This is a genomic window from Aeromonas sp. sif2416, assembly GCF_019218665.1.
GTDB classification, from domain to species: domain Bacteria; phylum Pseudomonadota; class Gammaproteobacteria; order Enterobacterales; family Aeromonadaceae; genus Aeromonas; species Aeromonas encheleia.
This window is the reverse complement of the sequence record NZ_JAHUXC010000002.1, coordinates 268,528-291,558: the sequence shown is the minus strand read 5'-3', so window position 1 is coordinate 291,558 and position 23,031 is coordinate 268,528. Positions and strand designations below refer to the sequence as shown.

The window sequence follows — 23,031 nt, the reverse complement described above, 5'->3', positions numbered from 1 at the left end:
TCCCCCCATCTCTGTGATCTGCCTCTCCCTTCGGTTAACATCCTGACGCATACGTGTCCCTCTCCAACTATATTCGCATTACTTTTTTGAAGCCTTTTTGACCCCTGCTTCGTGAGAATAATTATTATTAAATATTTTTGATAAAAAACTTAAAAACTTTAGGGGTAATACCTAAAAAGAGAGGCATTTCTCATTTTTTTGAAAGAAAACTACGTACAATCTTGGAGTTAAAATAATCCGAGCAATGATTACGGCTGATCCAGATCACTGATGGATGGCGATAATGACGGCATTTTTATCCAAGGAATGGGGTGGTTTTAATAAAAACCACCATTGCCAAGCACTAAAACAAAGCAGTTTGACTTGCATCAAGCCTGAATTTTTTTCATAGAGCAAAATCGTGCCCAGCAAATCTATCCCTAAGGAGGCAGATGTGGATATTATCAAGACCGATGTCGCCATCATCGGTGCCGGTGGTGGTGGCCTGCGTGCCGCTATCGCCATAGCAGAAGCACACCCGGAGCTGGAGATCGCCCTGATCTCCAAGGTCTATCCGATGCGCAGCCACACGGTGGCGGCAGAAGGCGGAGCCGCTGGCGTCGTCCGTGAGGATGACTCCCTCGAAAATCACTTCAACGACACCGTGTCCGGTGGCGACTGGTTGTGTGAGCAGGACGTGGTCGACTACTTCGTCAACAATGCCACCAACGAGATGATCCAGCTGGAACACTGGGGCTGCCCCTGGAGCCGCAAGCCGGACGGCAAGGCCAACGTGCGCCGCTTCGGCGGGATGAAGATCCCCCGCACCTGGTTCGCCGCCGACAAGTCCGGTTTCCACATCCTGCACACCCTGTTCCAGACCTCCATCAAGTATCCGACCATCAAGCGCTTCGATGAGCACTTCTGTATGGATCTGATCGTGGAAGACGGTCGCGTCCAGGGCGTCCTGACCTTCGACATCCAGAACGGCATCACCCGCTTCATCCAGGCCAAGTCCGTCATTCTGGCCACCGGTGGCGCCGGCCGCGTGTATCGCTACAACACCAACGGTGGCATCGTCACCGGCGACGGCATGGCCCTGGCCTACCGCCACGGTGTGCCGCTGCGCGACATGGAGTTCGTCCAGTATCACCCGACCGGCCTGCCGGGCACCGGCATCCTGATGACCGAAGGTTGTCGTGGTGAGGGTGGCATCCTGCTCAACAAGGATGGCTACCGCTACCTGCAAGACTATGGCCTGGGCCCGGAAACCCCGGTCGGCCAGCCGAAGAACAAACACATGGAGCTGGGTCCCCGCGATCGCCTCTCCCAGGCATTCTGGCAAGAGCAGCAGAAAGGCCGCGTGATCCAGGGCCCGATGGGCGACGTGGTTCACCTCGACCTGCGCCACCTCGGCGAGAAGTACCTGAAGGAGCGTCTGCCCTTCATCTGCGAACTGGCCAAGGCCTATGTGGGTGTGGATCCGGTCAAGGAGCCTATCCCGGTTCGTCCGACCGCCCACTACACCATGGGTGGCATCGAGACCAACGGCCAGTGCGCCACTCGCATGCCGGGTCTGTACGCCCTGGGCGAGTGTGCCTCCGTCGGTCTGCACGGTGCCAACCGTCTGGGCTCCAACTCCCTGTCCGAGATCGTAGTGTTCGGCAAGGTGGCCGGTGAGCACGCCGGTGAGTTTGCCAAGACCCAGACTCATGGCAACACCGAGGCGCTGGCCGCCAAGGCACAGCAGCTGATCAAGCAGCACCTCTCCTTGCTCGACATCGACGGCACCGAAAACCCGGCCGATATCCGCAACGAGTTGGGCCTGTCCATGGAAGCCGGGGTCGGTATCTACCGTACCGAAGAGCTGATGCAAGGCACCATCGACAAGATCAACGAGCTGAAGGCCCGTTACAAGAAGGTCAAGATCAACGACAAGTCCTCTGTCTTCAACACCGATCTGCTGTACGCCATCGAATTGGGCTACATGCTGGACGTGGCCGAAGCCATGGCCCACTCCGCCATCAACCGCAAAGAGTCTCGTGGCTCCCACCAGCGTCTGGACGGTTACGAAGAGCGGGATGACGTGAACTACCTCAAGCACTCCCTCTCCTTCTACAACCAGGAAGGCGCCCCGACCATCGATTACTCCGATGTGAAGATCACTAAATCCCAACCGGCCAAGCGTGTGTACGGTTCCGAGGGTGAGAAACAAGACGAGGCTAAGAAGAATGGCTGAGATGATCGAAATTGAGATCCTGCGCTACCGACCGGAGCAGGACAACGAGCCCTGGATGCAGACCTTCCAGGTGCCTTACCTGAAAGAGATGTCCCTGCTGGATGCGCTGCAGTACATCAAGGATCAGCTGGACTCTACCCTGAGCTTCCGCTGGTCCTGCCGGATGGCGATCTGCGGCTCCTGCGGCATGATGGTCAACGGCATTCCGAAGCTGGGTTGCAAGACCTTCCTGCGCGACTATCTGCCGGGCAAGATGAAGATCGAGCCGCTCAACAACTTCCCGATCGAGCGCGATCTGGTGGTCGACATGTCCGATTTCATCGAGAAGCTGGAGAGCATCAAGCCCTACATCATCCCGAGCGAACCGCGCAACCTGTGTGACGGCGAGTACACCCAGACCCCGGCCGACATGGCGAAGTATCACCAGTTCTCCATGTGCATCAACTGTGGTCTGTGCTACGCCGCCTGCCCGCAGTACGGCATCAACAAGAAGTTCACCGGTCCGGCGGCACTGGCTCTGGCCTATCGCTACAACGCCGACAACCGCGACGGCGCGTCCAAGGAGCGGATGAAGATCATCAGCCAGGACGAGGGTGTCTGGGGCTGTACCTTCGTGGGCTACTGTTCCGATGTCTGTCCGAAGGGCGTGGATCCGGCCGCCGCTATCCAGCTTGGCAAGGTCGAGAGCGCCAAGGACTACATGATCGCCATGTTCAAGCCGGATTGAGACCAGGAGTGAGACCATGAACAACACCAATAGCAAACGTAAGCCCTACGTGCGCGAAATGAAGAAAGACTGGTGGCTGAAGAACGCCTTCTACACCGGTTACATGATCCGTGAAGGCACCAGTATCTTCGTCTCCATCTACGCCGTGGTGCTGATGTGGGGTCTGCTGCGACTGGTACAGGGTCAGGAAGCGTTTAACGGCTGGCTGGAATCCCTGCAAAGCCCAATCGCCATCCTGTTCCATGTCATCGCCCTGGCAGCTTGCCTGTTCCATGCCAAGACCTGGTTCGCCCTGGCGCCCAAGGCCATGCGCATCTTCCGTGGCGAAGACCTGGTGCCGGAGAAGCCGATCGTCATCGTCCAGTATGTGGCGCTGGCAGTGGTATCCCTGCTTGTCCTGATCATCGTCGCCTGAGGAGAAAACCATGAGACGTTCTGACGAACCTATTTACTGGGGTCTGTTTGGTGCCGGTGGCATGGTGGTCGCCATGCTGCTGCCGGTGATTGTCCTCATTACCGGTCTGCTGGTGCCCATGGGCATCATGGACGTGGAGACCATGAGCTACGAGCGCGTGCTCGCCTTCGCCAGCTCCTGGTGGGGTGCCTGTATCCTGCTGGTGATCATCGCCCTGCCGATCTGGCACGGCATGCACCGCATCTATCACGGCCTGCACGACCTTGGGATCCACACCACCAAGCTGCACCACTATGTGTTCTATGGCTTCGCCTTCCTGGTGTCTGCCATCACGGTCGGCCTGCTGATGGTGCTGGTACTCCAGTAATCCTTCAGTTGCCAGCAACACATGATAAAACCGGGCCCAGTGCCCGGTTTTTGTTTGGCCGTCGTTTAGCCTGCGGGCCAAGGGCGCGGCGCTGGCCACAGGGCCCGCAGGGGGGCCGGCATGCTGCCGATGCGCAGGGCGGGCGTCTGATGCCAATCCGCCAGCTTTTGCAGCGCCTTCGCCAGATCCTGCGCCAGGCTGGCGCTCACCCTGACCCCCTGCTCCAGATAGAGGCTCTTGACCTCGAACAGCCCCTCCTTGCGATGAGCCTTGGCATCCAGCCGCCCCACCAGCTTGCCGCGGCGCAGCAAGGGCAACACGAAGTAGCCGTACTGGCGCTTGGGCGCCGGGGTGTAGCACTCGATGCGGTAGTCAAAGCCAAACAGCTCGCTGGCCCGCTTGCGATCCCAGACCAGGGGATCGAAGGGTGACAGCACGGCGCTGTGGGTCGCCTTGAGGGTGCCGGCCTGCACCTGCACCAGCTCATCGGCCAGGGAGGCGTGGACGAAGGCGCCGTGCTGCCACCCCTCGACGCGCACGGGCAGCAGTTCCCCCTCGTCCGCCAGCTGATGGAGCAGGGCATCGTACTTGCCACGGCGCAGCCGGTAGTAGTCCGCCACCCAGCCGGTCTTGACCAGCCCGAGGGCACGGCAGCTGGCGCGCACCATGTCGCGCCGGGCCAGCTCAGGGCTCGGCAGATCCCGCTCATCGTCCCAGCCCGGGCGCACCCGCTCGGCGAGATCGTAGACCCGCTGGAAGTTGCGCCGCTCGCTCACCATCAGCCTTCCGGCGGTGAACAACACCTCCAGGTGTCGCTTCTCCGGCTTCCAGTCCCACCAGCCGTTGCCCTTCTGCCCCTTGCGCTCGAAGTCGATGGCCCGCACCGGGCCCTGCTGGCGAATGCGCTCGACTATCCGCTCTATCTCGTCGCCGTGGGTCTTGAGCCACTGGGCCGAGAACTTCCAGCCCATGGCGGCGGGATCCAGCATGCGATGACGCAGCAGCCGGTAATCCTCGCGGGGGATGAAGCAGGCCTCGTGGGCCCAGTACTCGAAGATGTCACCCCGCGCCAGCAGCTGATCCAGCCAGGCGGGATCGTAGTGACCGAGCCGGCTGAACAGCACCAGATAGGGGCTGCGTGCCACCACCTGGATGGTGTCTATCTGCAGCAGCGCCATGCGGCGGATGCAGGCCAGCAGGTCGGCGGGGCCCGCCTTGCGTTTGGGCGGGGTCAGCAGGCCCTGGGCCGCGAGCTGCAGATGACGGGCGTCTTGCAGCGAGAGATGGGGAATGGACATGGGGATACCAGCTCCTTGGTAACAGGCTCCCAGCATGCCCAACTCATGGCCAAATGAAAACGGCCCACTCAGGGTTTGGTGATGACGACCACATCGGCATGGGGGAAACAGACCGCCGCCTGCCAGCGAGCCGCCAGGGCACGAAACGAGGCCTCGGCGAAGAAGACGATGTGGGTTGGATCGTGGCGGTAGCGCCAGCTCCTGAAGCGCTCGTCACCGAGCACCCGCTGAGTCTGCAACACCAGGATGCCGCCGGGCTTGAGGCAATCCCAGAGCCCGTCCAGCGCGCTGCGCGGATCGGCGATGTGCTCGATCACCTCGGTGCTGGTGATGAAGTCGTACTGCCTTGTCAGCAGCTCAGGCTCGTCGGCGTAGAACTTGTCGTAGCCCGCCATCTCGTAGCCCGCCTCCCGCCCCATGGCGATCAGCGCGGGGCCGGGGCCACAGCCGAAGTCGAGGCCGGAGGCCGGCGCCGGCACCCGGGCCAGCACCTCGCCGAAGGCCCGCATCAGGAAGGCACGGTAGCGGGGATCGTCCACCTGGTTGTCGTGCCCGTCGTAGACCGCCTTCTCCGCCGCCGGCGCCAGATGGCAGGCCGGATCCAGCCAGACCAGCTCGCAGCTTTGGCAGCGATGGTAATGCTTGCCGGCGACGGGCAGCGGGTAGCTGTGGCGAGCCAAGCAGAGGGGGCAGCTGGCGCTTGATGACATGGCGGATCCTCATGGGTGACAGCCGCGCAGATTGCCTGCCCGCCGCCCTACTGACAACTTTTTTTGCTCCTTAAGGGTCTCTTAAGTTTGCCCTCTTACTCTCAACCCATCGCAAGAGAAGGAGCCAACCATGACCATAGAGATCCAAGCCCCCTACAGGTTGACCCTGGCCGAATCCCCGCCGCAGGTCATGGCGCTGCAAGCTTTTATCCAGGCCGCCTACGGCCTCGAATTCAACGCCCACATTCCCCATTTTCTGCCCTGCCTGCTCGGCCTCTATCGGGCAGACGGCATGCTGGTCGGCGCCTGCGGCCTCAACCACGCCAGCACAGGGGGGAGTGAATGCCCCCTCTATCTTGAGCAGTATCTGGAGCAGCCCATCGAGGCCGCCATCGAAACCCGCCTCGGGGTACGTCCGGCCCGCAACCGCATCATCGAGGTGGGCAATCTGGCCTGCAGCGAACCGGGCAATGCCCGCCTGATGTTTGCGGCGCTGTGCCGCCTGCTGTGTGACAACGCCCTCGACTACGTGGTGTTCACCGGTACCGCCAAGCTGCGCAACAGCTTTGCCCGCCTGCGCCTCAACCCGGTGGAGCTGGCCCCCGCCCAGGCCCATCAGGTGGGTGAGGACGCCAGCGCCTGGGGGGAATACTACCGCTGCCAGCCCAAGGTGATGGCCGGGGACATCAACCATGGGCGAGACGTGCTCGCCCAGAGCAGCCTGCTGCTCAACCTGCTGGGGCCCATGCCCATCCTCTTTAGCCATGCCGACCATGACGGTGACAAGAGGTGCGCCCAATGAGCCTGTTCGACGCCATCGCCCGCCACGCCAGCCTGACGCCACAGCAACCAGCGCTGCAGGGCCGCCAGGGAGTGCTGGATTACCAGACCCTGTGGCAGCAGATCCAGCGCCTGGCCGACCGGTTGCAGCGGGCCGGCATCGCTCGGTTGGCGCTGCAGCTCGACAACGGCTTGCCCTGGGCGCTGATCGATCTGGCCTGCACCCGGGCCGGGATCGTGGTCATCCCGGTGCCTCACTTCTTCAGCCCGGAGCAACAAGCCTGGTTGCTGGCAAGCAGCGGGGCCGATGCCCTGGTAGGACCCCAGCATCCGGGCTGGCAGGCCTGCGAGCCCCTGACCCTGTCGGTCGGCGAGCAGCCGCTGTGGCGCAAGCAGCCGGCACAGGTGCCCCCCTTGCCAGTCGGCACCGCCAAGATCACCTACACCTCCGGCAGCACAGGGCAGCCCAAGGGGGTCTGCCTCTCCCTTGAACAGATGATGGCGGTCTGCGATTCGCTGGCAAGACGCGTCGCGCCAGCGCGGGTCGAGAAACACCTGACCCTGCTGCCGCTGACCACCCTGCTGGAGAACCTGACCGGCCTCTATGTGCCCTTGCTTACCGGTGCCTGCAGCCAGATCCCCTCACTCAAGGAATTGGGGTTCGAAGGCTCCAGCAAGCTGGATCCCGCCACCCTGGGCCGGGCCCTGCTGCACTGGCCCAGCCACAGCCTGGTGCTGGTGCCCGAGTTGCTGCGTTTGCTGCTCGCACTGTGCGGCGCCAATGGGGCGCTCGCCGAGCGCCTCGCCACCCTGCGTTTCATCGCCGTGGGCGGGGGCAAGGTCGCCCCCGAGCTTATCCGCCACGCCCGCGAGCTGGGGATGGCGGTCTATGAAGGCTACGGTCTGTCAGAATGCGGCTCCGTCGTGGCACTCAATGGCCCGGAGGAACACCGCCTCGGCAGCGTCGGTCAGCCCCTGCCACATTGCAGGATAGCGATCGCCGCCGACGGCGAGATCCTGGTGGAAGGGGCCGCCATGCTCGGCTACCTGGGCACGGACGAGCCACCCCCCAGCCAGATTGCCACTGGCGATCTCGGTCATCTGGATGAGCAGGGCTACCTGCACATCACGGGGCGCAAGAAGAACCTGCAGATCACCGCCTTTGGCCGCAACTTCTCCCCCGAATGGGTCGAGGCCCAGGCTCAGCTCTGCCCCGCCATCCTCCGCATCGTCATCTTCGGCGATGGCCAGCCCGCCAACGTGGCGCTGATCCAGCCGCTGCCCGGCGCAGATGCCCAACTGGCGCAACAGATCGAGCAGCTCAACCAGCGCCTGCCCGATTACGCCCGCATTCACCACTGGCTGCCGGTGGCACTGGATCAACATCCGGAGCTGCTGACCGCCAACGGTCGCCCCCGTCGCGAACGGATCTATCACCACTTTTCCCGGCAGATCAGCCAATGCCTCACAGGAGAGCGCTCATGAGCTTCTACCAGACCCTGCAACAAGCCACCGCCCAGGAGCGTGAGCATCTGTTCCGCGCCCCCATCATCGAAGCCTGCCGCCGTGGCGATATCAGCCGGGAGATCTACCTCGCCTTCCTGGCAGAGGCTTACTACCACGTGCGTCACACGGTGCCGCTGTTGATGGCCACCGGCGGCAAGCTGGGGCAGGAGCATGAGTGGCTACGAGAGGCCATCAAGGAGTACATCGACGAGGAATACGGCCATCAAGAGTGGATCCTCAATGACATCCGCGCCTGCGGTGGTGATGCCGAGGCGGTGCGCCACGGCCAGCCGGGCCTGCCCATCGAGCTGATGGTGGCCTTTCTCTATGACCAGATCCAGCGCGGCAACCCCATGGGATTCTTCGGCATGGTGCAGGTGCTGGAAGGCACCAGCGTCGCCATCGCCCTGACAGTGGCGGACCAGCTCAAGAGCGGCCTCGGCCTGCCGCCCCAGGCGATGAGCTACCTCAGCTCCCACGGTGCGCTGGATCAGGATCATCTCAAGTTCTTCGAATCCCTGATGAACCGGCTGGAAGACCCCGCCGATCAGGCCGCCATCATTCACTCGGCCAGGGTGGTCTACCGCCTCTACGCCGACATGCTCTATCAACTAACGGATGCAGAGACACGATGAAGCTTGAAGGAAAAAAGGTGCTGCTCACGGGCGCCAGCGGCGGGATCGGCGAAGCGCTGGCCCAGGAGCTGGCGGCGCAGGGGGCACACCTGTTGTTGCACGGACGCAGGGCCAGCACACTGGAGCGCCTCTGCAAGGAGCTGACCCATCCGGAACGTCACCAGATCGTGGTCGCTGATCTGAGCTCCCCTGAGGAGCGGGCGCGCCTGCTGCAACACCCCGCACTGGATGAAGGGCTGGATGTGCTGATCAACAACGCCGGTTGCAACCAGTTTGCCTGGCTGGAGGATCAGAGCATCGAACAGGTGGAACGCCAACTGCGGCTCAACATAGAGGCGCCGATCCAGCTCACCCGCGCCCTGCTGCCGAGGCTGCGCAAGCCCGCCGTGGTGATGAACATCGGCTCCAGCTTTGGCGGTATCGGTTATGCGGGTTACAGCGTCTACTGTGCCAGCAAGTTCGCCCTGCGCGGCTTCAGCGAGGCGCTGGGACGCGAGCTGGAAGGCACCGGCGTCAAGGTGCTGCACTTCGCTCCGCGCGCCACCCGTACCCATCTCAATTCGGAAGCCGCCTACGAGATGAACGCCGCACTCGGCACCCGCACCGACAGCCCGCAGGACGTGGCCGAGGCTGCCGTCATCGCCCTGTGCAACGAGACTCGCCGCAGCTGGCTCGGCTGGCCGGAGAAGTTGTTCGTGCGCCTCAACGGCCTGCTGCCCGGTCTCGTCGACAAGGCGCTGGCCAGGCAAAGACCCATCATAGAGCGCTATGCCCGCCACTCGGTCCCGCCCGCCGCGGGCAAGTCAGGCAGCCCCACTGCCGTCATGACAGAGAAGGAACCTTAAGATGAAGCACAGCATTTCCCGCACCCTGTTTAGCCGCCATGCCCTCTTGCTACTCACCCTGGGGAGCGGTCTGGCCCAGGCCGCCGACACCCTGCCCAGCATCCAGCAGCAGTGGGCCCACTGCCAGTATCAACAGACCGGCAAGGCCAAGGAGAGCTGCCTGGAGCAGTTGAGCAGCCAGGCCGATCAGGCCAGCGCCAAGGAGGCCTTTCGTACCGATCTGCTGATCTGGTCGGCCATCGTCAAGAGCACCTGGGCCGGCGCCAAGGGCGGACTGGGGGCCCTCAGCCTGGTGAAAGAGGCCAAGGCGAAGCTGGAGATAGCCATCAAGCAGGATCCCAGGGCGCTGGAAGGCTCCGCCTACACCAGCCTGGGGTCGCTCTACTATCAGGTGCCGGGCTGGCCGGTAGGATTTGGCGATGACGAGAAGGCCGAGCAACTGCTCAAGCAGGCACTGGCCATCAACCCGAGCGGCATCGACCCCAACTACTTCTACGGCGACTTCCTGCTCGATCAGGGCCGCAAGGCCGAAGCCAGGGCCTATCTCGACAAGGCGCTGGCCGCGCCGAGTCGCCCGGGCCGTGAAGTGGCTGACGAAGGGCGACGAGGGGAGATCCGCGAACGCCTCGCCAAGTTATAAAAACACGCTGAACCAAACAGTTATTTCAACTCTGCCCACCCGCTTGCATACTGGTGGGCAGCGTCGTTTCAGAGAGAATGACGATGCGGATCCTGGTGGTCGCAGATTTTGCATGCTCATGCTGGTGGGCTGCGTCGTTTAAGGGAGAATAATAATGCGGATCCTGCTGGTGGAAGACGATGTGATGCTGGGGGATGGCATGGTGGATGCCCTTCGCCACAGTGGTTATACGGTGGACTGGTTGCAGCAGGGACTGCCCGCCCTGTCGGTGCTCAAGAGTGAAGAGTTTGCCGCCCTCATCCTGGATCTCAACCTGCCCGATATCGATGGCATCAGCCTGCTACGCAAGCTGCGCCGGGAGGGGCACCAGCTGCCCGTGCTGATCCTCACCGCCCGCGATGCCCTCGACGATAGGGTGGTCGGGCTGGATGCGGGCTCCGACGACTACATGGTCAAGCCCTTCGCCCTGCAGGAGCTCAATGCCCGGCTGCGCGCCCTGGCGCGGCGCAGCAAGGGCCAGGCGCAGGCCACGCTGGAGTATGGCGACATCCTCCTCTACCCCGAGTCGCAACAGGTCACCTATCAGGGCGAGCCCGTCAGGCTCACCCCCCACGAATACAAGCTGCTGCTGGAGCTCATCAGCCAGAGCGGCCGGGTGCTGAGCAAGGAGCAGCTGCAACAGAGCCTCTACGGCTGGGACGAGGGGGCCGAGAGCAACGCGGTGGAGGTGCACATCCACCACCTGCGTAAAAAGCTCTACTCGGAGCTTATCCGCAACATCCGCGGCGTCGGCTACATCATCCCCCAGCTTGATCAGGCCACACGGATACCCGCACGATGAGACGCCCCAGTTCCATTCGCCGTTTCCTGCTCGCCGGGGTCCTGGCCCTGGTCAGCGTCAGCCTGGCGGTCAGCGGCTTCATCGGTTACCTGGAAGCCAACCACGAGATGGAGGAGCTGTTCGATGCCCGTCTCGCCCAGTCCGCCCGCATCACCAACCAGCTGCTCAGCCGTTATCTGGAGCAGAGCGGCGAGCTGCCCAGCGATGGGGCCGTCTACGAAGAGTGGGAACAGGCCATTCCTGACGAGCCGCATCAAGAAAAACGCAGTTTCAGTCATCTGGGGGAGGACAACGAGTTCACCCCCTTCGGCCACGAGTTCGAGCATAACCTCTACTTCCAGCTGCTGAACGAGCAAGGCGCCATCCTGCTGCGCTCGCCGAGTGCGCCGACCCAGCCGCTGACCACCCTGGAGCGCGGTTTCAACAGCGAGACCAAGGATCACCACGAGTGGCGCACCTTCACCCTCTACAACGAGGAGCAGCGCACCTGGCTCATAGTGGCGGAGCGGGATGACGAGCGCGGCGAGCTGGCCAGCAAGATGGCCACCCTGACCATGCTGCCGCTGTTCATCACCCTGCCCTTCCTGCTCGGCCTGCTGTGGTGGCTGATCTCGGCGGGGCTGGCTCCGCTGCGCCAGGTGGCACAAGCCATCAGCGAACGCCATCCCGCCAACCTGAGCCCGCTCAACCTGGCCATCAAGGCCGAGGAGCTGACGCCGCTGGTGGGGGAGATCAACCGGCTGATGCACACCCTGGCCGACACCATAGAGCGGGAGAAACAGTTCACCAACGAGGCGGCCCACGAGCTGCGCACCCCGCTGGCGGTGCTGCGCATCCACAGCGAAAACCTGATGGCGGCGGAGGACGATGCCAGCCGCGAGCAGGCGCTGCGCAAGATGCTGCTGGCACTCGATCGCAGCGATCGGCTGATCCGCCAGCTGCTGACCCAGGCCCGCATCGACAATCAGCAGGCGCTGGCGCTACACAAGCTGGATCTGAGCCAGCAGTTGCAAGGCACCCTGGCCGCCCTGGCCCCCCTCGCCCTGAAGAAGGGGCAGCAGCTCTCGCTGGAGGGGGCCGAGCACCTGCAGGTGATGGGACAGGCGGTGTTGCTGGATCTGATGTTTGGCAACCTCATCGACAACGCGGTGCGCTACACCCCGGCAGGGGGCGAGATCGCGGTGGTGATCACCGCGGAAGGCAACAGGGTCAGGGTCGACATCAGGGACAGCGGCCCCGGCATCCCCACCGCCGCCCTCTCCCGGCTGTGCGAGCGCTTCTTCCGGGTCAATCCCCAGCAGGGGGACGGGGTGGGGCTCGGCATGGCCATAGTCCGCCGCATCGCCGAGCTGCATGGCGCGGATCTGGATGTGCACAACCGGCCCCATGGCGGGCTGGAGGTGAGCATCTGGCTCGCGACCCGGCCCCAGCCGGCCGAGCACAAATGACGACGGCCCTGTGTGGGCCGTCAACCTTGCGCTATGGGCCTTCGCCCTAAGCCGGCACCGCCTAGTCGCAGCTGGGCTGGACGGTAAAGGTGCGGCTCGCATCCACCGGCCCCAGCTCGGCCAGCAGGCGCCGCCCCAATAGCACCGGATAGATCATGTCGCTGCGATCCCGCAGGGTGAACCACTCCTTGTAGACCTTGTCGCCGAGGCAGATGGACATGCTGACCGTGGGTCGCTGCTCCATGCCGCCGGCGCCACGCACCGTCACGCTGCGCTCCACCGGGCGCTCCAGGGTCTGACGCACCACCTTGTCCGTGTTGGCGTCGGTCAGCTCCAGGGTGAAGCGCACCCAGGGCTTGCCATCGCGCTTGAAGTGCTGCAACGAGCGCGCATCCAGGGACGAGGTGAGGGCGCCGGTATCGAGTTTCATCTTCACCGCCACTCCATCTGGCATGATCAAGCCCTTCTCGATCCAGCCATAGACGGTCGGGGCCGCCCAGACGCCAGGCGACAGGCAGAGGCTGGCCAGCAACAACCAGCGAAATTTATGTGATCCGGGCACGGTGTCTTCCTCGTCGGCGCGGACCGGCAATGGTCCGCCCTGCCAGAGTGGGCAGCAGGCTGGCGACTGTCAACTGGCAAAAAGCACGCCGTGGATAAAGTCGGGAAGCCAGACAGGCCGCAGGCTCAGGGCGCAACAATCGCTGACCATGGGAGAATATTAAGGGGGGAGATGAGGTGGGGAGCGACGCGGCACAGCGGTGCTGGATGACCCTGCTGCCGCGCTCAGGTTGTGACGCCAAAGGCTACCACAACGATGAGTGAATTATCAGTCTTGTTCTGAGGCGATTTTTCCCTAGACTGTTGTAAACCGGAGGCCTCGAAAACCTGCGGTTTTTTTGCGCCTGCCGAAAATTTGCCCACTGCAAAAGTGACTTTCAACAAGGCTCAATAAGGAATTCGTCATGCGTATCGAAGAAGACTTGAAGCTAGGTTTCAAGGATGTCCTGTTCCGCCCCAAGCGCTCCACTCTCAAGAGCCGTTCCCAAGTCAGCCTGACCCGTCAGTTCACCTTCAAACATACCCAGACCCAATGGCAGGGCGTGCCCGTCATCGCCGCCAACATGGACACCGTCGGCAGCTTCGCCATGGCCAGGACCCTGGCTGGCTTCGAGATGATGACCGCAGTACACAAGCACTACAGCCTCGCGCAGTGGCAGACCTTCGTCAACGAGACAGACCCGGCCTTGCTCGGCCACGTCATGGTGTCGACAGGCACCTCGGAAGAGGACTTCATCAAGACCCGCCAGATCCTGGCCATGTCGGCGGCCCTGCGCTTCATCTGCGTGGACGTGGCCAACGGCTACTCCCAGCACTTCGTCGAGTTCCTGCGCAAGATCCGCGAGGCCTGCCCGGATCATGTGATCCTGGCTGGCAACGTGGTCACCGGCGAGATGGTGGAGGAGCTGATCCTCTCCGGCGCCGACATCGTCAAGGTCGGCATAGGCCCGGGCTCGGTCTGCACCACCCGCGTCAAGACCGGGGTCGGCTATCCCCAGCTCTCCGCCATCATAGAGTGCGCCGATGCGGCCCACGGCCTCGGCGGCCAGATCGTCGGTGACGGCGGCTGCACCTGCCCGGGGGACGTGGCCAAGGCCTTCGGCGGCGGTGCCGACTTCGTGATGCTGGGCGGCATGCTGGCGGCCCACGAGGAGTGCGGCGGCGAGGTGGTGGACGTGGAGGGCTCCCCCTTCATGAAGTTCTACGGCATGAGCTCGTCCAGCGCCATGGACAAGCACGCCGGCGGCGTCGCCGACTACCGCGCCTCCGAGGGCAAGATGGTGCTGCTGCCCTATCGCGGCCCGGTCGAGAACACGGTGCGCGACATCCTCGGCGGCGTGCGCTCCACCTGCACCTATGTGGGCGCCAGCCAGCTCAAGGAGCTGACCAAGCGCACCACCTTCATCCGGGTGCGTGAGCAGGAAAATAACGTCTACGGCAAGGAGTAAACCCGCCCTCTAGCATCCGTCACTCGCTGACGGTTAGAAGCCAATCCACCGGTGTGCTAACCTGCACACCGGTTTTTTTATCTCTTCTGCGTATCCGGTGACCCGCCCATGACGACCTCTTCGCCTCTCCCTCTGCCCCCCTTTGACTGGGACATCTTCTGCTGCGTCGTGGACAACTTCGGCGACATCGGCGTCACCTGGCGGCTCGCCCGCCAGCTGGAGCAGGAGGGGCTGGGTAAGGTACGGCTCTGGGTGGACGATCTGACCAGCTTCGCCCGCATCTGCCCCGGGCTGGATCCCGAGCTGGACGGCCAGTGGCAGCAGGGTATCTATATCCAGCACTGGCGCCCCAGCCTGCCGCCATCCGTGATCCCGGCCCGGGTGGTCATAGAGGCGTTCGCCTGCGAGCTGCCCACCGCCTTCGCCCATGCCATGGCCGGCCAGACCCCGCCCCCCTGCTGGATCAATCTGGAGTATCTCAGTGCCGAGAGCTGGGTCGAGGAGTGCCACGGCCTCGCCTCGCCGCAGCGGGTCGGCAATCGGAGCCTCGACAAGTATTTCTTCTTCCCGGGCTTCACCACCAGGACCGGCGGCCTGCTGTGCGAGCGGGGGCTGATCGCCGAGCGGGAGCGCTGGCAGCAAGATCAGGCGGGGCTCGACGCCTACTGGGCCAGCCTGGGGCTGGCACCCAAAGCGGCAGACGAACTAAGGGTCAGCCTGTTTACCTACGAGAGCGCGGCGCTCATCAGCTTGGTCGAGCGTTGGTGCCAGGGCCCGACCCCGGTCACCCTGCTGCTGCCGCTCGGGCGCTCACTGGGGGATGTGCTGCGTGGCGCCGGGTTGGAGCACGTCCTCCCCACCGCCCAGGCCGGGGATCTGCTGCATTCGGGCCAGCTCGCCATCAAGTTGCTGCCGATGACGGATCAGGCCGGTTACGATCGGCTGCTGTGGAGCTGCGATCTCAACCTGGTGCGCGGCGAGGACTCCTTCGTGCGCGCCCAGTGGGCGGCCCGGCCCTTCCTGTGGCACATCTACCCCCAGGAAGATCTCGCCCACCTGACCAAGCTGGACGACTTTCTCGACCACTATCTGGCCGACTTGCCGCCCCAGGCAGCCCAGTGGCTGCGCGCCTTCAACCATGCCCTCAACCAGGGCGACGATGTCCGCGAACTCTGGGCTCAATGGCCGCAATACGACACTATTTCGCAACAACATGCGCGAACCTGGTCACAGAAGTTGCTTGCCGATGGGGATCTCGTCACTCGGCTGGTGAAATTTTTAGAAAGCCGTATATAATCTGGCAGTTTTTATCTGCCCGTATACGCACAGGAATTTTTTACATGAAAACCGCACAGGAAATCCGCGCTGGTAACGTCGTCATGATCGGTACCGAGCCGATGGTGGTCCAGAAAGCCGAATTCAACAAATCCGGCCGTAACTCCGCCGTGGTCAAGATGAAGCTGAAAGGCCTGCTGAACGGCAGCGCCACCGAGACCGTATTCAAGGCCGACGACAAGCTGGAAGTCGTTCAGCTGGAGCGTAAAGAGTGCACCTACTCTTACTTCTCCGACCCGCTGTACGTCTTCATGGACACCGAGTTCAACCAGCACGACGTCGAGAAAGACAACCTGGGTGACGCGCTGAACTACATGGTTGACGGCATGGAAGACATCTGCGAAGTGACTTTCTACAACGAGAAAGCCATCTCCGTCGAACTGCCGACCACCATAGTCCGTGAAGTCGAGTACACCGAGCCGGCCGCCCGTGGCGACACCTCCGGTAAAGTGACCAAGCCTGCCCGCCTGAAGGGCACCACCTACGAGCTGGCCGTGGCCGCCTTCGTAGAGATCGGTGACAAGATCGAGATCGATACCCGTACCGGCGAGTTCAAGCGTCGCGTCAACTGATCCGACTGCTCGAACCCCGTGCTGAAAAAAGCGAGCCCCTGGCTCGCTTTTTTTTGTCCATGGCGCGGGCAAGCACCACATTCAGCCCCGGTCAGTGACAAGGCCCCGGACATTGGGGAGAATTCAGTCGGCCCCCTTTCGCCCGACGCGGGATCCGGCTAAATAATGAAGTCATGTTTCTCCCTCACCACAGGTCCGCTATGACATCCCATCAAAAACTCCTGCTGCTGTCCCTCACCCTGGTGCTGCTGGTGATCTCCGGCTGGCAACCCTATGACAGGGTCACCTGGCTGCTGGAGGTCGCCCCCGTGCTGATCGTCGTGCCGCTGCTGTGGCTGAGCAATGAACGCTTCCCGCTCACCACCTTGCTCTACCTCGGCATCTTCCTGCACGGGGCGGTGTTGATGCTGGGAGGGGCCTACACCTATGCCCGGGTGCCGCTCGGCTTCGATCTGCAGCAGTGGTTCGAACTCAGCCGCAACCCCTATGACAAGATTGGCCACTTCTGCCAGGGCTTCATCCCCGCCCTGGCCTGCCGGGAGATACTGCTGCGCGGCCACCATGTGCAGGGCAAGCGCATGCTGGTGTTCCTGGTACTCAGCGTGGTGCTCGCCATCAGTGCCAGCTACGAGCTGATCGAGTGGGGCGCCGCACTGGCGCTGGGTCAGGGCGCCGACGAGTTCCTCGGCACCCAGGGGGATCCCTGGGATACCCAGTCCGACATGTTCTTCGCCCTGATCGGCGCCATCAGCGCCCTGCTGCTGCTCTCCCCCCTGCACGACAGGCAGCTTGAGAGGCTTACCCGCCGCTGAGCCAACGGAGAGGGAGGGGCAAGCCCTTCCCTCTCCCAGCCTGCTCTCGCAGATCCTCCTTCAGAAAACCGGCCCGGCGCCGCTAACCCACTCAACCGGGGAGCGCATCATGGCCAGATTATCCTTACCACTGCTGATATTGACCCTGCTGACGAGCACCCTCTCGCCGGCCAGCGAGATCTCGCCCCCAGCCCCGCTCGATCACTGGCAGGAGAGCGACTGGAAGGGGGTGGCGGACAGCGCCCAGATAGACAAGCAGCGGGTGCTGTTTGCCAAGCACGACAGCGACAACTACCTGGGACTGGCGATCCTGCTGCCGGACTGGCAGCGCAGCGGCCAGCTGTGGCAGCTGACTCGGGCCCTCGGCCGGCTCGGTTTCGACACCCTGCTGCTGCTGCCCTCCCCCCAGCAGACCGAGCTGGATCCGGCCGCCGAGAAGAAGCAGCAGGCCATCGACCAGTTTCGCCAGCAATTTGCCGAGCGCATCGTCAAGCTGAGTGACGCCAAGTGGCAGGAGGGGGGCTTCAAGCTGCTGCTGGCCCAGGGCACCAGCGCGGCCTGGGCCGCCAACCTCATCGCCAGCGAACAACTGCCCGCCCCCGATGCGCTGGTGCTGCTGGATGGCTTCTTCCCCAACCAGCTGAGCAACCAGACCTTGGCCAAACAGGTGGCCCAGGCCAGCGTCCCCACCCTGGATCTCTATCAGGAGGACGGCGGTCGCTGGCCGCTGCTGGCGGCCGAGGCCAGGCGCAGCGAGAGCCGGCGCAGCCACAAGCTCAATTACCGCCCCTACGCCCTGATGGAGCTGGACGAGACACCGGCCCGCATCCAGGGCTGGCTGACCCACCTCGGCTGGATCTGATATTCCCCGGCCGGGGGATGAGCGGCTTCCGACGCGCCATCCGCCACCAGCCCAGCTCATCGGGCTGGCCCCCGCCCCCCCATCTTTGGCATCATGGCGACTCTGCAGTGGCAGAGAATGGCAGGAGGCTTAATGCAGCAAATCGTGTTTCTCGACAGCGACACCCTGGACGCCGGTATCAACCTGCGTCGTCCCGACTTTCCCCATCACTGGCAAAGTTACCCGCACACCACGCCTGAGCTGGTGGTGGAGCGGCTCAGGTGCGCCAGCATCGCCATCATCAACAAGGTGCGTATCGGCAAAGCCGAGCTGGCCCAGCTGCCGGAGCTGCGCTTGATCGCCCTGGCCGCCACCGGCAGCGACAACCTGGATCTGGAGGCATGCCGCGCCGCCAACGTCGCCGTGTGCAACATCCGCAACTACTCGGGCCCCTCGGTCCCCGAGCACGCCATGGCGCTGATGCTGGCCCTGTCGCGCAACCTGTTCGCCTGGCGCCAGTCCCTGCTGGAGGGGCGCTGGCAACAGAGCGGCCAGTTCTGCTTCTTCGATCACCCCATCTCGGATCTGCACGGCAAGCGGCTCGGCATCATCGGCAAGGGCACCCTGGGGCAGGCCCTGGGGCAGCGGGCCAGCGCCCTCGGCATGGAGGTGCGCTACGCCCAGAGCCAGGTCGGCGCGGCGGCAGACGAGGATCGGCTGCCGCTGGACGAACTGCTGCAGAGCGCGGACGTCATCAGCCTGCACTGCCCGCTCACCCCCTACACCCGCCACCTGATAGGTCCGCGGGAACTGGCCATGATGAAGCCGGGGGCCCTGCTCATCAACGTCGGTCGCGGCGGCCTGGTGGACGAGCAGGCGCTGCTGATGGCGCTGGCCAACGGCCGACTCGGTGGCGCCGGCTTCGACGTGGCGAGCCAGGAGCCGCCGCCCCCGGACCACCCGCTGATGCAGGCCCTGCAGTACCCGAACTTCATCCTGACCCCGCACGTAGCCTGGGCCAGCGAGGAGTCGATGCAGCGCCTCGCGGATCAGCTGATCGACAACATCAACGCCTTCGCCGAGGGCCGACGCCAGCACCGGCTGGTCTGACTCAGGGCACTCAGGCGAATCAACAGGCTGCCAGGGGCCAGCCAAGGGATATGGGATCCCAAGGCTGTGACATGGCGGCGAAATAGAAGCGAAAAAGAGAGGGGAGGCACCATGCCTCCCCTCTTCTATTGTTCCCGATCAGAGCCGGGGTCGAGACCAAGCTGCGGTTGCACCTCGTCTCTTTGCACTTGTCTCTGTGCTTATTTCTGCGCCTATCTCTGCACTATCCGCACATGGCCGAACTCATGCCTGCTGGCACGGCCTCCATCGCGCCTCAACGCGGAGAGACAGAGGGTGGCAACGGGATGCCCCGCACCTCCATCACCACCCGCAGCCGATCCGGGTAGTCGGTGATCATGCCGTCGACCCCGTTCTCCAGCATGCGGTTCATGGTGCCCTCATCGTCGACCGTCCAGGGGATCACCTTGATGCCCTCGGCATGGGCCGCATCGACCAGATCCGGGGTGGTGTACTCCACATAGCCAGGATCCCCGTAGCGACCCCCCTGGGGATCCCCGTGCACCGGAGAGATGGCGTTGGCACCGAAAGAGGCCACGGCCTGCACCAGATCCCCATTGAAGTCATCGATGTCGATCCCCCCCAACCAGGGAGAGGCGCCCGGCATGCCAACCTGCAGGAATGGCTGGCCATTGGTCAGGGCTATGATGGGCAGGCTGGGTTCGAGCTCCCTTGTCAGCATGAGCGCACCCCAGTCGAAGCTCTGTATGGTCGCCTGCCGCATCAGGCCGGCGTCACGGATATCCTTGAGCACCGTCTTGACGAAGATCTCCCGGGGGGCCGTCTCCTCCGGTGCGGCCGCCTCGACCTTGGTCTCGATGTTGAGCAGCACCTGATCGGCCTGGTAGGACTTCACCAGGGCGAACACCTCTTGCAGGGTCGGCATGGTGGCGCCGGGGACCAGCACCTGCTCGGGAAAATCGGCAAGCGGCAGGGAGCCGCAGTCCAGGGTCTTCACCTGCGCCAGGGTGAGATCCTTGATGTATTTGCCCACGTAGGGGTACTGGGGATCCCCCTCGCTGGCGGGCCGGGTATCCAGACACTTCTTGTCCGAGATCTTGCGATCATGGGTCACGACCGCTATGCCATCCCGGGTGATCTGGGTGTCCATCTCCAATGTGGTGACCCCCATCTCCAGGGCATTGGTAAAGGCAGCCAGGGTGCTTTCCGAGACAAGGCCGAGGCCGCCACGATGCGCCTCGAGATCGAAGGCCCTGGGCTCGTTGAACAGGTGTGGTGGGGTATCAGGCTGGGATGTCGACTCATTGTCATTGCAGGCCGAGAGTAACAGGGGAGAAAAGAGCACCAGGCTAAGGAGGCGAGGTGTTGGGATAGACATGAGAATAACCTTGTTGAGTAAGAGGTCCGGCTAACCTAACTCCTTTATATTGCTAAAATATTAATAGTATTGATGTTTTGATCATTACTTTGTTCGTCTGTCTTCCACCGGGGACTTTGGACCAAGGTGCCGGATGTTTTACGGCCCGGATACCGCAGCCATACCGCAACGAAAAATGCCAGTCAGGCTTGACTGGCATTCTTGTCACGAACCACTGGCTCACCCCACGGATGAGATCAGTCGTCGTCGTGCCATCTGTGCTTCTTGTGCTTCTTGTATTTCTTGTGGTGCCTGTGAGAGTGCCCGTCGTCGTAATAGCGATCGTTGTTGCTCTTGTGGCCGTCACCTGTCTTGGCACCTATGGCAGAGCCACCGGCCCCGCCGATGCCGGCACCGATCAGCTGGCCGGTGCTGCCGCCCACGCTCTTGCCGATGGCGGCACCACCCAGGGCACCGACGGCGCCCCCCAGGGCGGCCTCGTTCTTGTTGCCCTTGTTGGCCGTGGCCGCACCACCAGCCGCACCACCGACTGCGGCACCGACCAGAGCGCCGGTATCACCGCCCAACTGCTTGCCGATCATGGTGCCCGCGACGCCACCAGCACCGCCACCGAGTATGGTGTTGAGGGTTTCAGAGGCCAGCACCGGGCCGCTCGCCAACAGCAGCGCGCCCAACAGCGCCATTGCGCTCATGCCGTGCTTGTTCATCTCCATGGGGTACTCCTGTCAAACCTGATGACTGATTGATTATTTTTCCCTGCACTATACAAAGCGCCCCGGACTCCGCTACTGAAATAACGGCCTCTCCGCCGGCAGGCAGACTGTCTCTCCTTCGCGACATGACGCAATCAAACAAGCTAACAGACTGAAAATTAATTAAAAAAAAAGGTCACATGGGAAATCATCCCCGCTGTGACCCCTTTCTCAGGCATTCAGGCTCTCTTTCTCATGATGGCGCTCAGACAGATACTGTCACCACCTCCCCTTTGGGGGCAGGTTGAGTGGGTGACAGATGCCAGCAGTCCCGTCCCTGTCGCTTGCTCCGATAGAGCTGTTCATCGGCGCGCTCGAACAAGGTGCCCTGCTCCTGCGGGTAGTGGGCGCCCCCCGCACTCAGGGTGACGGGCCCCATGAATTCGCGCCATTGCAACGCCCGCACCCGGGCCAGCAGATAGGTCAGACGACCCTCGACCTCCCCCTGCTCCCAGGGCAGCAGGGCGGCGAACTCATCGCCACCGATGCGGTAGACCCGGCCCTCCCCCAGCTCAGCCGCCAGGGTATTCGCCACCCGGCAGAGGACCGAATCCCCCACCCCGTGGCCCCAGTTGTCATTGATCTGCTTGAAGCAATCCAGATCCAGCAGCACCAGCCAGTGGGGGATCTGCTCCTGCTCCAGCCTGAGCCTGTGCTGATCGAAGGCACGCCTGTTCATGATGCCGGTGAGGGGATCGTGCAGCAGGGCATCCTGCCCCTCCAGCAGACTCGCCCTGACCAGATCGATCTCCCCCAGGCTGCCGTGCACGAACCAGGGCTTGCGGCGAGCCGGTCGGCGTACCTTCAGCGGATCCCTCACTATGCCATCCAGGGAGCCTGCCACCAGCGCCTGCTCCTGGCGGAAGATCCGCACCAGGAAATGGATGCTGCAAAACCAGGTGGCGAGCATCAGGCTCAGGGGCAACACCACCAACAGCAGCGCCTCGTAGAGGCTGTCGTGAAACAGGGCGGGGGGCAGATAGATGTTGAGATCCCAGTCGATGTCGGCCAGCTCGAGCCTAAGATGGCTACCCTGCTGGATCACGTCCAGACCGATCCCGTCGGGCTCAGGTCTGCTCGAGAGCCCGCTCGGCAACAACGCCAGATTGTGGCCCACCACCAGCCGCCCGCTCCCACGCTGGCTGAGGTAGATGGCCGCCTGGTTTTCCCCCATGGCCCGTCGCAGCGCCTGCTGGATGCTGTTGAACGACATGTCCACCATCAGCAGGCCGAGCAGCAGGCCGTCGGCGTCCCTCACTCGCTTGATCAGCGTCAGGATCCGCTGCTGGGTGCCAAATTCCGCGTAGGGGCCGAACCAGACCAGCTCGTCCCCCGGCATCGAGAGCACCTTATACCAGGGCCGCTGATCGGCCCGGTATGCCGCCGGCAGATCCAGGCGGGGGTAACTGCTGATCCGGTCGGATCGCACGCTGTAGAAGTGGATGTAGTGGCTGTCACGCTTGATCTGATGGGCGATGGCCCAGAGAGGGTTGTCGGCCGGCTCGCCACGGGCGATGGCGGCCTTGTCCAGGGAGGCCTCCAGCACAGCCAGCTGGCGCCGATTGGCCAGCACCAGCTCGTGGAGCAGGGCCGCCTCGATGGAGCTGATCATGTGGCCGTAGCCGGCCACCGTCTTGTCGATGCTGCGCAGGTAGCTGGCCACGGCCAGCAGCAGGGTGGCAACCAGCACCAGTATGCCGAGGAGAAACGAGAGCGGGGTCAGGAAGTAGTAACGCTGTTTGATGATCTCTCCTGCCATGCCGCCCTCTATAAAATGTCATACGAGAGCGATTCTATGGTGGAAAGTGTTTTA

General features: G+C 63.2%; 23 protein-coding genes. 17 read left to right on the top strand and 6 right to left on the bottom strand.

Features of this window, described 5'->3' with window-relative positions:
* Positions 1-433: 433 nt before the first annotated feature.
* Genes frdA through frdD form a run of 4 tightly spaced genes read left to right on the top strand, consistent with a single transcriptional unit; the run spans position 434 to position 3,727 of the window.
* The gene (frdA, locus tag KW821_RS04705) at positions 434-2,218 is read left to right on the top strand and encodes a fumarate reductase (quinol) flavoprotein subunit (protein ID WP_042652717.1); all 1,785 of its coding nucleotides are present in this window, start codon (positions 434-436) and stop codon (positions 2,216-2,218) included.
* Entirely contained in the window at positions 2,211-2,945 is a 735-nt protein-coding gene (locus tag KW821_RS04700; RefSeq protein ID WP_042040876.1) for a succinate dehydrogenase/fumarate reductase iron-sulfur subunit, read from the top strand. The genes frdA and KW821_RS04700 overlap by 8 nt, the downstream gene beginning before the upstream one ends.
* A 16-nt stretch (positions 2,946-2,961) precedes the next feature.
* Positions 2,962-3,360, top strand: a complete 399-nt coding sequence (locus KW821_RS04695) for a fumarate reductase (RefSeq protein WP_042652718.1) — start codon at positions 2,962-2,964, stop codon at positions 3,358-3,360.
* Positions 3,361-3,370: 10 nt separating this feature from the next.
* Positions 3,371-3,727 carry a fumarate reductase subunit FrdD gene (gene frdD / locus KW821_RS04690; RefSeq protein WP_025326128.1) on the top strand — a complete coding sequence of 119 codons (357 nt, stop codon included), beginning with the start codon at positions 3,371-3,373 and terminating at the stop codon, positions 3,725-3,727.
* 65 nt (positions 3,728-3,792) lie between these two features.
* Here the strand turns inward: frdD and KW821_RS04685 are convergent, their stop codons facing one another.
* A complete protein-coding gene (locus tag KW821_RS04685; RefSeq protein ID WP_218290597.1) occupies positions 3,793-5,025 on the bottom strand; it encodes a winged helix-turn-helix domain-containing protein in 1,233 nt (410 codons plus the stop codon).
* A gap of 68 nt (positions 5,026-5,093) precedes the next feature.
* Positions 5,094-5,735, bottom strand: a complete 642-nt coding sequence (locus KW821_RS04680) for a class I SAM-dependent methyltransferase (RefSeq protein ID WP_218290596.1) — start codon at positions 5,733-5,735, stop codon at positions 5,094-5,096.
* Between the two features lie 130 nt (positions 5,736-5,865).
* Here KW821_RS04680 and KW821_RS04675 point away from each other — a divergent pair, with 130 nt between their 5' ends.
* The 7 genes from KW821_RS04675 to KW821_RS04645 all read left to right on the top strand — a co-directional run bounded on the left by KW821_RS04675 (position 5,866) and on the right by KW821_RS04645 (position 12,430).
* Entirely contained in the window at positions 5,866-6,537 is a 672-nt protein-coding gene (locus KW821_RS04675) for a thermostable hemolysin (RefSeq protein ID WP_042652721.1), read from the top strand.
* The gene (locus tag KW821_RS04670) at positions 6,534-8,000 is read left to right on the top strand and encodes an AMP-binding protein (protein WP_218290595.1); all 1,467 of its coding nucleotides are present in this window, start codon (positions 6,534-6,536) and stop codon (positions 7,998-8,000) included. Before KW821_RS04675 ends, KW821_RS04670 begins: the two co-directional genes overlap by 4 nt.
* A complete protein-coding gene (locus KW821_RS04665) occupies positions 7,997-8,656 on the top strand; it encodes a TenA family transcriptional regulator (protein WP_218290594.1) in 660 nt (219 codons plus the stop codon). The genes KW821_RS04670 and KW821_RS04665 overlap by 4 nt, the downstream gene beginning before the upstream one ends.
* Positions 8,653-9,501, top strand: a complete 849-nt coding sequence (locus KW821_RS04660) for an SDR family oxidoreductase (RefSeq protein ID WP_218290593.1) — start codon at positions 8,653-8,655, stop codon at positions 9,499-9,501. Before KW821_RS04665 ends, KW821_RS04660 begins: the two co-directional genes overlap by 4 nt.
* 1 nt (position 9,502) lies before the next feature.
* Positions 9,503-10,141 carry a tetratricopeptide repeat protein gene (locus KW821_RS04655; RefSeq protein WP_218290592.1) on the top strand — a complete coding sequence of 213 codons (639 nt, stop codon included), beginning with the start codon at positions 9,503-9,505 and terminating at the stop codon, positions 10,139-10,141.
* 154 nt (positions 10,142-10,295) lie between these two features.
* A complete protein-coding gene (locus KW821_RS04650; RefSeq protein ID WP_218290591.1) occupies positions 10,296-10,982 on the top strand; it encodes a response regulator in 687 nt (228 codons plus the stop codon).
* Positions 10,979-12,430, top strand: coding sequence for an ATP-binding protein (locus tag KW821_RS04645; RefSeq protein WP_218290590.1), 1,452 nt, complete (start codon positions 10,979-10,981; stop codon positions 12,428-12,430). The genes KW821_RS04650 and KW821_RS04645 overlap by 4 nt, the downstream gene beginning before the upstream one ends.
* Before the next feature lie 61 nt (positions 12,431-12,491).
* On the opposite strand, the gene KW821_RS04640 is transcribed toward KW821_RS04645, so the two are convergent.
* Positions 12,492-12,959: an ATP-dependent zinc protease gene (locus KW821_RS04640; RefSeq protein ID WP_218290820.1), complete on the bottom strand. Its 468-nt coding sequence runs from the start codon at positions 12,957-12,959 to the stop codon at positions 12,492-12,494.
* A gap of 436 nt (positions 12,960-13,395) precedes the next feature.
* On the opposite strand from KW821_RS04640, the gene KW821_RS04635 reads away from it, so the two are divergent.
* From KW821_RS04635 to KW821_RS04610, 6 genes are all read left to right on the top strand, one after another.
* Positions 13,396-14,439 (top strand): GMP reductase, encoded by a 1,044-nt coding sequence (locus KW821_RS04635; protein ID WP_218290589.1) that lies wholly within the window; start codon positions 13,396-13,398, stop codon positions 14,437-14,439.
* A 108-nt stretch (positions 14,440-14,547) separates the two neighbouring features.
* Entirely contained in the window at positions 14,548-15,735 is a 1,188-nt protein-coding gene (gene earP, locus KW821_RS04630) for an elongation factor P maturation arginine rhamnosyltransferase EarP (RefSeq protein WP_218290588.1), read from the top strand.
* A 44-nt stretch (positions 15,736-15,779) separates the two neighbouring features.
* Positions 15,780-16,346, top strand: coding sequence for an elongation factor P (gene efp / locus KW821_RS04625; protein ID WP_042652731.1), 567 nt, complete (start codon positions 15,780-15,782; stop codon positions 16,344-16,346).
* Positions 16,347-16,546: 200 nt separating this feature from the next.
* Positions 16,547-17,158: a DUF2238 domain-containing protein gene (locus tag KW821_RS04620; RefSeq protein WP_218290587.1), complete on the top strand. Its 612-nt coding sequence runs from the start codon at positions 16,547-16,549 to the stop codon at positions 17,156-17,158.
* Positions 17,159-17,267: 109 nt separating this feature from the next.
* Positions 17,268-18,020 carry a DUF3530 family protein gene (locus KW821_RS04615; RefSeq protein WP_218290586.1) on the top strand — a complete coding sequence of 251 codons (753 nt, stop codon included), beginning with the start codon at positions 17,268-17,270 and terminating at the stop codon, positions 18,018-18,020.
* Between the two features lie 132 nt (positions 18,021-18,152).
* Positions 18,153-19,109, top strand: coding sequence for a D-2-hydroxyacid dehydrogenase (locus KW821_RS04610; RefSeq protein ID WP_218290585.1), 957 nt, complete (start codon positions 18,153-18,155; stop codon positions 19,107-19,109).
* A 274-nt stretch (positions 19,110-19,383) separates the two neighbouring features.
* On the opposite strand, the gene KW821_RS04605 is transcribed toward KW821_RS04610, so the two are convergent.
* The 3 genes from KW821_RS04605 to KW821_RS04595 all read right to left on the bottom strand — a co-directional run bounded on the left by KW821_RS04605 (position 19,384) and on the right by KW821_RS04595 (position 22,977).
* Positions 19,384-20,466 (bottom strand): glycerophosphodiester phosphodiesterase, encoded by a 1,083-nt coding sequence (locus KW821_RS04605; RefSeq protein WP_218290584.1) that lies wholly within the window; start codon positions 20,464-20,466, stop codon positions 19,384-19,386.
* Between the two features lie 236 nt (positions 20,467-20,702).
* On the bottom strand, positions 20,703-21,179 hold the full coding sequence (locus KW821_RS04600; RefSeq protein WP_042652736.1) for a glycine zipper domain-containing protein: 477 nt from the start codon (positions 21,177-21,179) through the stop codon (positions 20,703-20,705).
* Positions 21,180-21,423: 244 nt separating this feature from the next.
* On the bottom strand, positions 21,424-22,977 hold the full coding sequence (locus tag KW821_RS04595; protein WP_218290583.1) for a diguanylate cyclase domain-containing protein: 1,554 nt from the start codon (positions 22,975-22,977) through the stop codon (positions 21,424-21,426).
* Positions 22,978-23,031: the final 54 nt, after the last annotated feature.